General features: G+C 66.4%; 8 protein-coding genes and 2 pseudogenes. 8 read left to right on the top strand and 2 right to left on the bottom strand.

Annotated elements, in window-relative coordinates:
• Positions 1 to 50 precede the first annotated feature (50 nt).
• The 3 genes from G6N68_RS21330 to G6N68_RS21320 all read left to right on the top strand — a co-directional run bounded on the left by G6N68_RS21330 (position 51) and on the right by G6N68_RS21320 (position 2,540).
• Positions 51 to 575 (top strand): gamma carbonic anhydrase family protein, encoded by a 525-nt coding sequence (locus G6N68_RS21330; RefSeq protein WP_163716592.1) that lies wholly within the window; start codon positions 51 to 53, stop codon positions 573 to 575.
• A gap of 106 nt (positions 576 to 681) precedes the next feature.
• Positions 682 to 1,821, top strand: a complete 1,140-nt coding sequence (locus G6N68_RS21325) for an NAD(P)H-binding protein (protein ID WP_163716589.1) — start codon at positions 682 to 684, stop codon at positions 1,819 to 1,821.
• Positions 1,818 to 2,540, top strand: a complete 723-nt coding sequence (locus G6N68_RS21320) for a CPBP family intramembrane glutamic endopeptidase (protein WP_163716586.1) — start codon at positions 1,818 to 1,820, stop codon at positions 2,538 to 2,540. Before G6N68_RS21325 ends, G6N68_RS21320 begins: the two co-directional genes overlap by 4 nt.
• A 4-nt stretch (positions 2,541 to 2,544) precedes the next feature.
• On the opposite strand, the gene G6N68_RS21315 is transcribed toward G6N68_RS21320, so the two are convergent.
• Positions 2,545 to 3,345, bottom strand: coding sequence for an enoyl-CoA hydratase (locus G6N68_RS21315; RefSeq protein WP_163716583.1), 801 nt, complete (start codon positions 3,343 to 3,345; stop codon positions 2,545 to 2,547).
• A 463-nt stretch (positions 3,346 to 3,808) separates the two neighbouring features.
• On the opposite strand from G6N68_RS21315, the pseudogene G6N68_RS21305 reads away from it, so the two are divergent.
• The 3 genes and pseudogenes from G6N68_RS21305 to G6N68_RS21295 all read left to right on the top strand — a co-directional run bounded on the left by G6N68_RS21305 (position 3,809) and on the right by G6N68_RS21295 (position 7,534).
• A pseudogene (locus tag G6N68_RS21305) lies at positions 3,809 to 5,535 on the top strand (IS1634 family transposase).
• A 121-nt stretch (positions 5,536 to 5,656) separates the two neighbouring features.
• Entirely contained in the window at positions 5,657 to 6,739 is a 1,083-nt protein-coding gene (locus G6N68_RS21300; protein ID WP_163716580.1) for a CaiB/BaiF CoA transferase family protein, read from the top strand.
• A gap of 42 nt (positions 6,740 to 6,781) precedes the next feature.
• Positions 6,782 to 7,534 carry a 3-hydroxyacyl-CoA dehydrogenase gene (locus tag G6N68_RS21295; RefSeq protein ID WP_163716577.1) on the top strand — a complete coding sequence of 251 codons (753 nt, stop codon included), beginning with the start codon at positions 6,782 to 6,784 and terminating at the stop codon, positions 7,532 to 7,534.
• Positions 7,535 to 7,701: 167 nt separating this feature from the next.
• On the opposite strand, the gene G6N68_RS31605 is transcribed toward G6N68_RS21295, so the two are convergent.
• Entirely contained in the window at positions 7,702 to 7,833 is a 132-nt protein-coding gene (locus tag G6N68_RS31605) for a hypothetical protein (protein WP_263992004.1), read from the bottom strand.
• A 1,029-nt stretch (positions 7,834 to 8,862) separates the two neighbouring features.
• On the opposite strand from G6N68_RS31605, the pseudogene G6N68_RS32475 reads away from it, so the two are divergent.
• Both G6N68_RS32475 and G6N68_RS21290 read left to right on the top strand, forming a co-directional pair.
• Positions 8,863 to 9,660 (top strand): annotated as a pseudogene (locus G6N68_RS32475) (PE family protein); the annotation flags it as partial.
• Positions 9,661 to 10,316: 656 nt separating this feature from the next.
• Positions 10,317 to 14,150 carry a PE family protein gene (locus G6N68_RS21290; protein WP_240355552.1) on the top strand — a complete coding sequence of 1,278 codons (3,834 nt, stop codon included), beginning with the start codon at positions 10,317 to 10,319 and terminating at the stop codon, positions 14,148 to 14,150.
• Positions 14,151 to 14,296 lie beyond the last annotated feature (146 nt).

Genomic DNA, 14,296 nt, shown 5'->3' with positions numbered 1-14,296 from the left:
AGTGCCCGGCAGGTATGGACATTGACCTGCGCAGACTTACGATGGCCGGCATGGCCGTGCCGTTGATCGTCTCCATCCGAGGGCACACGCCTCAACTGCACGCCGAAGCTTGGGTGGCACCCAACGCCAGCGTCATCGGGAAGGTCAGCCTCGCGGCCAGGGTCAGCATCTGGTACGGCGCGACCTTGCGCGCCGAGGCTGAAATGATCGAAGTCGGCTTCGGCAGCAACATCCAGGACGGCGTCACGATCCACGTCGACAAGGAATTTCCGGTACGCATCGGAACCGGCGTCAGCGTCGGGCACAACGCCGTCGTACATGGCTGCACCATCGAAGACGACGCATTGATCGGCGCCGGAGCGGTGGTCCTCAACGGCGCGACCATCGGGTCCGGAGCACTGGTCGCCGCCGGCGCCCTGATCCCGCAGGGGATGGTGGTGCCCGCCCGCTCGTTGGTGACCGGGGTGCCCGGCCGGGTCCGCCGGGAGCTCAGCGCCGCCGAAGTGGCCAACAATCAGTACAACGCGGAGGTCTACCGGCGCTCGCTCGACTTGCACCGTGCTTCGACCGACTAGGCGCTTCGGTTCCGTTGGCCGCGGTTCGGGGTATCAGACATTCCGAGCGGCGCGTCGTCGCCGCGAGCCTTCGAGGCTTCGAATCGTCTACGGATAGGTTGAAAACATGCGAATCCTGGTGACTGGTGCCACCGGATACATAGGGTCACGGCTGGTCACAGCGTTGTTGGCGGAAAACCACGAGGTGGTGACCGCGACCCGCAACCCAACTCGTCTCAAACAATTCGGTTGGTACTCCGACGTGATCCCGGTGCGTCTCGATGCGGGGGACGCCGACTCGGTACGCGCGGCGTTCTCGGCCGAAGGTCCGATCGACGTGGTGTATTACCTGGTCCACGGCATCGGGCAGGCGAATTTCCGCGAAGCCGACAACGCCGCAGCGGCCAACGTCGCTACCGCGGCCAAGGACGCGGGCGTGCGCCGCATCGTCTACCTGGGTGGCTTCGTGCCCGAGGGCGAAGCGCTGTCCGAACACCTGACCAGCCGGGCCGAAGTCGCCGAAGCGCTGACCATCGAGGGCGGTCCCGAGCTGGTGTGGTTGGGCGCGGCGCTGATCATCGGCGCGGGGTCGACGTCGTTCGAGATGCTGCGCTACGTCGCCGACCGGTTCCCCTTCATGCCCATGCCGGACTGGATGCACAATCCGCTCGACCCGATCTCCATCCGCGATGTGCTGCACTACCTGGTCGCTGCCGCCGACTCCGAGTTGGTTCCCGCGGGGGCCTACGACATCAGCGGTCCGGACAGCACCTCCTATCGCGACCTGCTGAAGCGCTATGCCCGCATCTCGGGGCGATGGCACGCGAGTGTCCGGGTGCCCCGCGTCGATACCGCAGTCGCTTCACTGTTTGCCGCGTTAGCGCTGCCGGTGCCGCAGGGTCTGTCCGGCGATCTGGTCGAATCGCTGGATCACCCCATGCGGGCCTCCGGTCACGGCCTCCAAGGGCACGTGCCCGACCCGCCCGGCGGTTTGCTGGAGGTCGACGATGCCATCGCGCTGGCGGTGGCGCCCCATAAGGCCCGGCCGGTGAATCAGCTGGCGGACCCCCACCACCTCGCAGACACCGACCCGGTGTGGGCAGGTGGTGACGCGCTGCGTATCCGGCGCCTTGCCCAGGCGGTCACCCCGTCGTTCGCACGGCCTACGCTTGGTCTGGTGAACTTGGTGCCCGGCCCGCTGGCCGGTGCGCTGCGGACCAGTTTGGACATCCTCCTGACGCTGAAACCGAAGGCACTCATGGCATGACTCAAGCCGCGAAACCCCGCCGAGCCACCGCGCTTGAGGAGGTTCGTCGTGCGATTACCCATGTCGCTGTGCCCCATCATGAACCGCCCGCTCTCGTACTGCGCCGGCGCATCGTGGTCGTCATCACCCTCGTCGTCGGCGCGGTCGTACTGGGCTTTTCGCTACGAGTGGAAGCCGGTGACTCGAGTTTCTATTGGCTGACGCTGTTGCTCGCCGCGGTGTGGTTCGTCGGCGGATTCCTGTCCGGACCGCTACATCTGGGCGGCATTTGCTGGCGGGGGCGCAACCAGCGGCCGGTCATCACCGGAACCACGGCCGGCTTGCTGTTGGGTGGTGTCTTCGTGGTGGGTGGGCTGATCGCCCGCGAAATCCCCGTCATCGCCGAATTCGTCACCCATGTGTTGAAGTACGCCAACCAGGGGTCGTTTGCCCTGGTCGTAGCGATCACACTGATCAACGGCGTGGCCGAAGAGGTGTTTTTCCGAGGTGCGCTCTACACGGCATTAGGACGGCACTATCCGGTGGTCATTTCGACCGTCTTGTACATCGCCGCCACCTTGGCCAGCGGTAACCCGATGCTCGGCTTCGCGGCGATCATTCTGGGAACCGTGTGCGCGTTGGAACGCCGGGCCACCGGCGGAGTGCTGGCACCGATGCTGACCCACTTCATGTGGGGCCTGATCATGGTGCTGGTGCTGCCGCGACTGTTCGGGATCTAGCGGGCTAGATCACCGAGTCGGTAAAGACGGGGGAGCGGCGCTGCTGGAAAGCCGTTGCGCCCTCGATGAAGTCGTGTGATCCCAGCAGGCCCACCTGACCGTCGAACTCCCGCTCGAGGGTGGGCTCCAACTCGGTCAGTGTGGCGGCGTTGATCGCCTCTTTGGTCTTGGAGAACGCCACCGCGGGACCGGCGAGCAACCTGGCGATCACCGCGTCCACCTCCGCCTCGAAGTCGTCGGCCGGGTACACCGCACTGACCAGACCGTAGGACAGCGCTTCGGCGGCAGGCAGTCGCTCGGGCAGCAGCGCCATCCGCATCGCCCGGACCCGGCCGATCGCGGCGGCCACCAAGGCGGACGCGCCGCCGTCGAGCATCAGCCCGATCTTGGTGAAAGCGAGCATGAAAAACGCTTTGTCCGAAGCTAATACGAGATCGCAGGCCAGGGCCAGGGAAACGCCGACACCGGCTGCCGGACCGTGCACGACGGCCACGACCGGATGGGGCAGCGCGGTGATGATCCGGATCGTGCGGTTGATTTCGGTGAGGGTGTCAACGCCCGAATGGCCGTCGCCGACATCGTCGGCGCTCATGCCGGCGCCGGAGCAGAAGCCGCGACCGGCGCCGCCGATGCGCACCACCTTGACCCGCGGATCGGTGACCGACCTTTCCAACGCGTCGGCCATCCCCTCCAGCACGGGTGCCGTCAGCGAATTCAGGCTGTCGGGGCGGTCAATCGTCAGCGACAGAACGCCGTCGTTCAGTGTGACTTGCAGCCCGGCCACGGGCGTAAGCGAATCCAGCATGGCCCCACCCTATTTGGATGGTGGCGACCCGCTTCGCCCGGCTCCGCCGCGCTCGCGATCCCCAACGAGGTTGGATGGGTGGCGACCCGCTTCGCCCGGCTCCGCCGCGCTCGCGATCGCCAACGAGGTTGGATGGGTGGCGACCCGCTTCGCCCGGCTCCGCCGCGCTCGCGATCCCCAACGAGGTTGGATGGGTGGCGACCCGCTTCGCCCGGCTCCGCCGCGCTCGCGATCCCCAACGAGGTTGGATGGGTGGCGACCCGCTTCGCCCCACCCTAAGCGACGGCCGCTAAGCCGTAGTTCCCCCCGCTGAGTGGGTTCTGAATCCCCGATGTTGTTCGTGAGCAGGTGTTTGGCGTTCATGCGGGCGTACTAATGTAGTCATGTATTATGCATGGCATTGCTCGGCGTGTTAACTTGGCATATCGTAGATATAGCGCGGATAAGTTGATATAAAGTAATCATGTACGTGACTCGGGTTCCCAACCGTGGGTCACCGCCAGCGGTGCTGTTGCGGGAGTCCTACCGCGACAACGGCAAAGTCAAAACACGCACCCTGGCCAACTTGTCACACTGGCCCGAGCGCAAGGTGGAAAAGCTACAGCGTGCCCTCAAAGGCCTGCCGCCACGCGGGATCTGGCCGAGTCGTTTGAGGTCTCCCGCAGCCTGCCCCATGGGCACGTGGCCGCAGTGCTGGGCACCGCCCGGACCCTGGGCGTCGAAGATCTCATCGACGCGACACCATCGCGGCGGCGCGACCTGGTCACCGCGATGCTGGTAGCCCAGGTCATCGCCCGGAATCCAAGCTGGCCACCGCACGCGGTTTGCGCACCCAGACCGCCACCAGCTCACTGGGCGAGGTGCTGGGGGTCAGTGGGGCCGATGAGGACGACCTGTACGCGGCGATGGACTGGGCGCTGGCCCGCAAAGATGCCATCGAAACCGCGCTGGCCGCCCGGCATCTGAACGATGGCACCCTAGTGCTCTACGACGTGTCCTCGGCGGCCTTTGAGGGCCGCACCTGCCCCCTGGGCAAGATCGGACACGCCCGTGACGGGGTCAAAGGACGTTTGCAGATCGTCTACGGGCTGCTGGCCACCACCGCCGGGATACCGGTTGCCATCGAAGTGTTCGACGGCAACACCGCTGACCCGAAAACGTTGACCGCCCAAATCAATAAGCTGAAAACCGGTTCGGACTGTCGCGGGTGGCCCTTGTCGGCGATCGCGGCATGATCACCAGCGCGCGCATCACCGAGGAACTACGCCCTGCCGGTCTGGACTGGATCACCGCGCTGCGCGCCCGCAGATCAAGGCCCTTGTGCAAGCCGACGCCCTGCAGCTGAGCTTGTTCGACGAACACGACCTCGCTGAGATCAACTCCCCGGACTATCCCGGCGAACGCCTGGTCTGCTGCCACAACCCGCTCTAGCTCAAAAGCGCACCCAAAACGCCAAGACCTGTTGGCCGCCACCGAAAACAACTCACCGCCATTACCGACGCCACCACCCGAACCCGCCGACCCTTGCGCGGCAAAGACGATATCGCGCTACGGGTAGGCAAGGTGATCAACCACTACAAGATGGCCAAACACTTCCACATCACCATCACCGACAACTCATTCACCTTCACCCGCAACGAAGACGCCATCGCCGCCGAAGCCGCCCTCGACGGCATCTACGTGCTGCGTACCAACCTGCCCAAATCCGCCCTGGGCCGTGACGATGTGGTGTTGCGCTACAAGGGACTCGAAGACGTCGAACGCTTCTTCCGGACCCTCAACAGTGAACTTGACGTGCGACCCATCCGCCACCACCTCGCCGACCGGGTCCGCGCCCACATGTTCCTACGCATGCTGTCCTACTACATCAGCTGGCACATGAAACAAGCCCTGGCCCCCCTGCTGTTTCGCGACCACGACAAACCCGCAGCCGCCGCCAAACGCACCAACCCTGTTGCCCCCGCTCAACGTTCCGATGCCGCCCTAGCCAAAGCCTCCCGCAAACGCACCACCGACGACACCCCGGTGCACAGCTTCACCAGCCTGCTCGCCGACCTAGCCACCATCTGCGCCAGCCACATCCAGCCCGCCGACGACATGCCCACGTTCACCAAATTCACCACCCCCACCGCACTACAACACCACGCCTTCGAACTACTCGGCCTCACCCACCGCCTGGGCTACAAGTAGTCATGCAGACAACACAAAACCCCAGGTCACGGCACACTCATCACCAAACCAGGGGGAACTACGGGCTAAGGGCAGCTGCGAAGATGCATAGGAAGTCAAAGTAGACGAAAGGTCGATTTTCATGTCGGGACCACTCAGCGGGTTGCGTGTTGTCGAACTCTCCGGGATCGGGCCGGGTCCGCACGCGGCAATGATCCTCGGCGATCTCGGCGCCGACGTGGTGCGCGTCGACCGTCCCTCCGGTTCCCCGGGTGGCGTGGTCAAGGACGCCATGAACCGCAACCGACGCGTGGTGACCGCGGACCTGAAGTCCGAAACTGGCCGCGAACTGGTGCTCAAGCTCGTCGCCAAGGCCGACGTGCTGATCGAGGGCTACCGCCCCGGTGTCACCGAGCGCCTCGGCTTGGGCCCGGAAGACTGCGCCAAGGTCAACGACCGGCTGATCTACGCCCGGATGACCGGCTGGGGCCAGACCGGGCCGCGCAGCCAGCAAGCCGGCCACGACATCAACTACATCTCGATCAACGGCATCCTGCACTCGATCGGCCGGGTCAATGAGCGGCCGGTGCCGCCGCTGAACTTGGTCGGCGACTTCGGCGGCGGCTCGATGTTCCTGCTGCTGGGCATTCTGTCGGCACTGTGGGAGCGGCAGACCTCGGGCAAGGGACAGGTTGTCGACGCCGCGATGGTCGACGGGTCCAGCATCTTGGTGCAGATGATGTGGCAGATGCGGTCCGCGGGGCTGTGGACCGATGTGCGCGGCACCAACATGCTCGACGGCGGGGCGCCTTATTACGACACCTACGAGTGCGCCGACGGCCGCTACGTGGCGGTCGGCGCGATCGAGCCGCAGTTCTACGCCGCGATGATCGAAGGGCTGGGACTGGACGCTGCCAGTTTGCCGCCGCAGAACGACGTCACCCGCTGGCCCGAACTGCGGGCGGTGCTGACCGAGGCCTTCGCCGCCCACGACCGGGACCACTGGGCAAAGGTGTTCGCGGATTCCGACGCGTGTGTGACCCCGGTGCTGGCCTTCGGCGAAGTGCAGACCGAGCCGCACATCACCGAGCGGAACACCTTCTACGAAGTCAATGGCGGGTTGCAGCCGATGCCCGCCCCCCGCTTCTCGCGTACCTCGCCGGGCACGCCTCGACCGGCGCAGGATGTGGGGGACATCGAAGCGATTCTCGACGACTGGGTATAGTCCCAACCAACCAGTAGGTTGGCTAATGGAGGGAATACGCACGTGGAGATCAGGGACGCCGTCGCAGTCGTCACCGGAGGTGCCTCAGGTCTGGGCCTGGCAACCACCAAGCGACTGCTAGACGCCGGCGCGCAGGTAGTGGTGATCGACCTCAAGGGTGAGGAGGCGGTGGCCGAACTCGGTGAGCGCGCGCGGTTCGCGCAGACCGACGTCACCGATGAGGACGGAGTCGCCAAGGCGCTTGACATCGCCGAGTCCCTCGGCCCGGTGCGCATCAACGTGAACTGCGCCGGCATCGGCAACGCCATCAAGACGCTGGGCAAGGACGGCCCGTTCCCGCTCAAAGGGTTCCGCAAGGTCGTCGAAGTCAACTTGATCGGCACGTTCAACGTGCTTCGCCTGGCCGCCGAGCGGATCGCCAAGACCGAGCCGATCGGTGAAGAGCGCGGCGTCATCATCAACACCGCCTCGGTCGCCGCCTTCGACGGCCAGATCGGCCAGGCCGCTTATTCGGCATCCAAGGGCGGCGTTGTGGGCATGACGCTGCCGATCGCGCGCGACCTTTCCCGCGAGCTCATTCGGGTGGTCACCATCGCGCCGGGATTGTTCAAGACGCCGCTGCTGGGCTCGTTGCCCGAGGAGGCGCAGAAGTCGCTGGGCAAGCAGGTTCCGCACCCCGCCCGGTTGGGCGACCCGGACGAGTACGGCGCGCTGGCGGTGCACATCATCGAAAACCCGATGCTCAACGGCGAGGTGATCCGTCTCGACGGCGCCATCCGGATGGCGCCGCGCTGAGCACGCGGTAGGCCAGTCGCAATACGAACTGCAAACGGAAAGCCCCCCGCACCTAGCGGGGGGCTTACCTGTACGCCTTTACGACACGAAGTCGGTTATCGACGGAACCACCGGGTGATGTCTGGTTCGGCCATGAGGAGCCGTGCAATTACGCCCATGATCTTTCCTTAGCTCGCGTTGGGCAGCTCAGCCCATTCCTCGAACTGCTCCGAGGTCTCGCCCTCCACGAGCATGTCGCCGTGGTAGAGAGCCTCGAAGTCAGCCTTGATGACATCGGCACTGGTGTCGTCGATCCACATGACACTGAGCCTAGGAGTCGCGGTTAAGGATTCCTTGAGTCACGATTCGGAAAATGATGGCAATTCTTACCGGCGGGTAGGTTGCGTCGGGGAGGCGCAAATATACGAATCCTTACGGCCGCGCCGCCGCTTGCTGCAACGTCACAGTGACGATATGTGGGGGATGGGTGTGTTGCTCCTATCGGCAAACTCTGACGGTCTGATGCTGGCGGGGGGTTCGGGCCTCGTTTTTGTTGTGGTTGCGGTGAGTGTTGGCCGGTGTTGCGGGTTGTGGTGGGTTTTTGGCCTTGTGGGGTGGGGGTGGGTTGGGTTCGGTTGTGTCGGCTGGGTGTGTGGCGGTGTTGTTGGTGTTGGGTGGTTGTGTGTGGGGTTGGTCTGTGGTGGGTGGGGGGTTGTGGTGTGCTTGGTTTGGAGCGTGCTGGATTAAAGGGTGTGGAATGTGTCGGCCTTGTTCTTTGATTAGGGCGCTGTATCTATAAAGGGCTGTTTGATATGGCGCTTAAAACTTTTTCAGATGCTTGGTCTAGTGGAGTTTTCGCTTGTTGTGGGGAAGTCTGTGGGGTGAAGGTGTGGCCTGCGGGTGTCCGGTTTTTTTGAGTTTGCTGAGCGGTGTCCGTGTGGTGGTTGGCGGGTATCGATGGGCCCTGTTGGGGGTGGGTTTGGCTGGGGTGATTGACGGTGGGGGGTTGGGTCGTGGGGTGGCGCGGCGGGTCTGTTCTGTGTTGTGCGGCGGCGTCAATGGGTTTGGGGGTGCTGGGCATAGCGTTGTGTGGTGGTGGTCGGCGACGCGCGTAGCGAGGCCAAATATGGGGTTGCTCCGGGGCTCGGGACTCCGAGATTGGCGCCAACAAACGGCGCTGTAATGCTGTAAATGGCTCATTGTGCGTGGTAGCTGTGGTTTGACCTGTGTGATCAATTCGCTTATCTTCATGCGCACGCATATTCGGGCGATATGAGTTATTGTCCCCATCCAGCATGCTTTTTCACCCGGGCGATTGCCGGGTCGTTGCAACTGTGAGGAGTAGTTCAGTGTCTTTTGTTTCAGTGTCGCCGGAGTTGTTGGCAGCGGCAGCGGCTGATCTGACGAATCTGAATGTTGGTGTTGCTGCGGCGAACGCGGCTGCGGCGGATGCGACGACGGTGTTGGCGCCTGCTGCTGCTGATGAGGTTTCGGTGGCGATCGCGACGTTTTTTGGTTTGCATGGTCAGTCCTACCGGGGGGTGGCGATGCAGATGGAGGCTTATCATGCGCAGTTTGTCTCGACGTTGCGCGCTGGTATCGGGGCGTATGCCTATGGTGAGTTGGTTAATGCTCAGCTAACTGTTCTGGGGGTGATCAACACCCCGACGCAGGTGTTGTTGGGGCGTCCGCTGATCGGTGATGGCGCCAATGCGACCACCCCTGGTGGTGCTGGTGGTGCTGGCGGGTTGCTGTATGGCAATGGTGGTGCTGGTGCTGCGGGGCGGAGGCCAGGCTGGTGGTGCTGGTGGGGCCGCGGGTTTGTGGGGTAACGGCGGTGCTGGTGGTGCTGGTGGTGCCGGGGCTGCTGGTGGTCGTGGTGGTGATGGTGGCTGGTTGTTGGGGCTGGGCGGTACGGGTGGTACCGGCGGGTTCGGTGGGGGTACCGGCGGTGCCGGCGGTAATGGTGGTTTGTTGTGGGGTGGTGGCGGTACTGGTGGTGCCGGCGGTTTTGGTGGCGGCACCGGTGGTGTTGGTGGGCGTGCGCAGTTGTTGTTCGGTGCTGGTGGTGCTGGTGGTGCCGGGGTGCGGGTTTTGACGCTGGGCCTGGGTTTGATGGCGGGGCCGGGGGGCGTGGTGGTGCTGGTGGTGAGGGTTGGCTGCTTTCGGGTGGTGGCGCTGGGGTGCTGGTGGTGTTGGGGTGCTGGGGTGTGGGTGCTGCGCCCGGCGCTGATGGTGGTGTCGGCGGTGCTGGTGGTGCTGGTGGTGCTGGTGGGGCTAGTGCGTGGCTGCTCGGGCTGGGTGGTCAGGGTGGTGTCGGTGGTGATGGCGGTGTCGGCGGGCTGGTGCGGCTGGTGCTGATGGTGCTGTGGCCGGTTTGGGTGGTGTCGGTGGTACTGGTGGTACCGGTGGTACGGGTGGGGCTGCCGGTGCTGGTGGCGCCGGTGGTGTCGGGAAGTTGTTGAGCTTTGGTGGTGGGCATGCCGGTGGTACCGGAAACGGTGGGGCCGGTGGTGTTGGTGGTGTGGGTGGCACGGGTGCTGCCGGTGTTGATGCTGCTGCTGGTAGTGGTGCTGCTGGTGGTGTCGGGTTCGCTGGTGGCGCTGGGGGTGCCGGCGGCGCGGGTGGTGCTGGTGCGGTGCAGGGCGCTGGTGGTGCTGGGGGTGCTGGCGGTACCGGTGGCCGCGGTGGTGCTGGCGGTTCGGGTGTTGACAGTGTGGATGTGGCGGTTGCCGGGGGTACCGGTGGTGCTGGCGGCGCCGGTGGTGTCGGCGGTGTTGGTGGTGCTGGTGGTGTCGGGTCGGTGGTCGGCGCCCAGGGTGCCGGTGGTGATGGTGGTGCTGGTGGTGTCGGTGGTGCCGGTGGCCGGGGTGCGGACTACACCGCTGCTGTCGGTGTGGGTGAGCAGGGCGGTACCGGTGGTGCTGGTGGTGCTGGTGGTGTCGGTGGTGCTGGTGGTGAGGCCGGTGGTGCCGGTGGTGTCCGTGGTGTCGGTGGCGCTGGTGGTGTCGGCGGTACCGGTGGTAACGGCGGTACCGGTGGTAGAGGACTTGATGGTGTGACTCCCGGCGAGGCTGGTGGTACCGGTGGTGTCGGTGGCACCGGTGGTGTCGGCGGTGTTGGTGGTGCTGGTGGTGAGGGCTCGGTGGTCGGCGCCCAGGGCGCGGCCGGTAACGGCGGCACCGGTGGTGTGGGTGGTGCCGGTGGCCGGGGTGCGGACAACACCTCGATCGTCGGCCCTGGTGCGCAGGGCGGTACCGGCGGCGCTGGTGGTGCTGGTGGTGTCGGTGGTGCTGGTGGTGAGGCCGGTGGTGCCGGTGGTGTCCGCGGTGTCGGTGGCGCTGGTGGTGTCGGCGGTACCGGTGGTAACGGCGGTACCGGTGGTAGAGGACTTGATGGTGTGGCTCCCGGCGAGGCTGGTGGTACCGGTGGTGTCGGTGGCACCGGTGGTGTCGGCGGTGTTGGTGGTGCTGGTGGTGAGGGCTCGGTGGTCGGCGCCCAGGGCGCGGCCGGTAACGGTGGCGCCGGTGGCCGGGGCGGCACTGGTGGTGCCGGTGCTGTGGGTGCGGCTGGTGTCCTGGGTGTTGACGACGGTGCTGGTGGGACCGGTGGTGCTGGCGGCTGGGGCGGTACCGGTGGTGCTGGTGGTAAGGCGGGTGCTGGGATCGGCGGTATCGACGGTGCCGGCGGTCAGGGCGGTGACGGTGGTGTCGGCGGTGCCGGCGGTATCGGCGCTAATGGCGCGGACAGCGCCGACCCGGCGGTGGCCGGTGGTGCTGGCGGTCGGGGCGGTAATGGTGGTGTCGGTGGTGGTGCCGGCGCTGGTGGTGTGGGCTCGGTTGTCGGCCTGGGTGGTACCGCCGGTGATGGTGGTGTCGGCGGCACGGGTGGCACCGGTGGTCGGGGTGCTCAGGGCGTGACGGGCAGCACGCCGGGCGCGAACGGTGGTGTCGGTGGCGCTGGTGGTGCTGGTGGTGCTGGTGGTGATGGTGGCGCTGCCGGTGACGCCACCAATGGGTTCGCCGGCAAGCAGGGTGCTGGTGGTAACGGCGGTGACGGTGGTGTCGGTGGCCGCGGTGGTGACGGCGCCAACGGCGCGGACAGCACCAACCCGCTGGTGCCGACCGGTGGTGCTGGTGGTAACGGCGGTAATGGTGGTGTCGGTGGTGCCGCGGGCGCGGCCGGTTCCGGCTCGGTCAATGGTGTGGGCGGCACCTCCGGTGACGGTGGTGTCGGCGGTAACGGTGGCACCGGCGGTAAGGGCGCTGCGGGATTCAACGGCATCACGCCGGGTGAAACTGGCGGCACTGGTGGTGCTGGTGGCGCCGGTGGTGCTGGTGGTGACGGTGGCGCCGCCGGTGACGCCACCGATGGGTTCGCCGGTAAGCAGGGTGCTGGTGGTAACGGCGGTAACGGTGGTGTCGGCGGTACCGGTGGTACCGGTGCCAACGGCGCGGACAGCACCAACCCGCTGGTGCCGACCGGTGGTGCTGGTGGTAACGGCGGTAATGGTGGTGTCGGTGGTGCCGCGGGCGCGGCCGGTTCCGGCTCGGTCAATGGTGTGGGCGGCACCTCCGGTGACGGTGGTGTCGGCGGTAAGGGTGGCACCGGCGGTAAGGGCGCTGCGGGTCTCAACGGCATCACGCCGGGTGAAACTGGCGGCACTGGTGGTGCTGGTGGTGCCGGTGGTGCTGGTGGTGATGGTGGCGCCGCCGGTGATGCGTCCAACGGGTTCGCCGGCAAGCAGGGTGCTGGTGGTAACGGCGGTGACGGTGGTGTCGGCGGTACCGGTGGTACCGGCGCCAACGGTGCGGACAGCACCGACCCGGCGCTGCCCGGCGGTGCTGGTGGTCGAGGCGGTAACGGTGGTGTCGGTGGTGCCGCGGGCGCGGCCGGTTCCGGCTCGGTCAACGGTGTGGGCGGCACCTCCGGTGACGGTGGCACCGGCGGCAAGGGCGGCACCGGTGGTAAGGGCGCTGCGGGTCTGAACGGCAGCACGCCGGGTGCCCATGGTGGTACTGGTGGTGCCGGCGGTAACGGTGGAACCGGTGGCGATGGTGGCGCGGCTGGTGATGCGACCAACGGGTTCGCCGGTAAGCAGGGCGTAGGCGGTCAAGGCGGTAACGGCGGTGTCGGCGGTACCGGCGGTACCGGCGCGGACGGAGCGGCTTCGTCGGATCCTGCCGTCGTCGGCGGCACCGCTGGTAACGGCGGCGACGGTGGTGTTGGCGGCAACGCCGGTGCTGGCGGTACAGGTTCCGTCGATGGTGCTGACGGCAACGCCGGCAACGGTGGTGCTGGCGGCAACGGTGGTAAGGGCGGCGCGGGCGCAAATGGCGCTGATGGAGCCACACCCGGCGCTAACGGTGGTAACGGCGGCGCTGGCGGTCGTGGTGGAAATGGTGGTAATGGCGGTGCCGCGGGTTTGGGGGCCAACGGTGAGCAGGGTGTTGGCGGCCACGGTGGCGCCGGCGGCCGCGGTGGGGACGGCGGTAATGGTGCTAACGGTGCCGACGGGGTCACGTCAGGACAGGCTGGCCAAAACGGTGGTAAAGGCGGTGCCGGCGGCACCGGCGGCAGCGCCGGTTATGGGGGTGAGGGGTCTACACGCGGGTATATGGGCCCTTCGGGTCGCGGTGGGGATGGTGGCCGTGGCGGTGATGGCGGTAACGGCGCCGACTACACGGATCCGGTGGGCGCGGGCCTGCAGGGTGGCACCGGTGGGGCTGGCGGGCGCGGCGGCGACGGCGGCTTGGGCGGTATGTTCGGTGGAGGCCTAGGTGGGGAAGACACAGGAACTGGTAAGTCCGGGGATGGTGGCAATGGTGGCAACGGGGGCGCGGGTGGTACTGGCGGCATAGATGGTGGCCAAGGTGGTACTGGCGGCGCAGGTGGCGCTGGCGGCAATTCGCCCAACGACAGCGTTCGCGGCAGCTTCGGAAAAGGAGGCAACGGCGGTGTTGGCGGTGCAGGGGGTAAGGGCGGTGACAACGTCGACGGTGACGGAGGGACTGGCGGCACCGGTGGCGCTGGCGGTAACGGCGGTAACGGCGCAAACCCCGGTGGTTATGTCCGGTGGCCTGCCGGTAACGGGGGCACGGCTGGGGCCGGAGGTGTCGGCGGTGACGGCGGTAATTCCGTCAACGGGATCGGCGGTGCAGGCGGAAAAGGCGGTCAGGGCGGCACCGGGGGCAATGGCGGAAGCTACTCCAGCGGTATTGAGCCCCTCCCCGGGGGTATTGGCGGCGATGGCGGTGCCGGAGGTGCTGGCGGTAACGGCGGTGACTCCGTGAACAGTGCTGGTGGCTCTGGTGGCGCCGGCGGTAACGCTGGTAATGGCGGTAAGGGCGGCAATAGCGGTGCATGGCTGGCCGGGGCCGACGGCGGTAACGGGGCAGTCGGCGGTCAGGGCGGCAACGGCGGCAATGGCGGCACGGTCGGTGGTAACGGTGGGGCTGGCGGCGCCGGATCGGCCGGCGGCGCAGGAGGGTATGGGAACGGGTCCTTCACCCCTTCCATCCCCCCGACGCCCGGTGGACCCGGCGTTCCTGGTGATGACGCCGACGGACCCACCGGTGGTATTGGTGGTGCCGGTGGTGCGGCGGGTACCGCGGGTAAGGGTGGTCCGGCCTCGTAGCCAGGGTTAAAAGGGGCATCCCGACGTCTTGTGCTGTCGTCGGGATGCCTCTTGCTTTATGCACAGGTTGTGACGAGGCTTTATGGGCAGGTTGTGACGAGCGGGTCGGAGTATCGGCCGCTGGCTGTTGATAAAGGTCTGGCGGG

Origin of the sequence: Mycobacterium bourgelatii (assembly GCF_010723575.1) — a bacterium.
Classification (GTDB): Bacteria; Actinomycetota; Actinomycetes; order Mycobacteriales; family Mycobacteriaceae; genus Mycobacterium; species Mycobacterium bourgelatii.
Note: the sequence above shows the minus strand (reverse complement) of the source record. Positions and strands in the feature narration are given on the sequence as shown.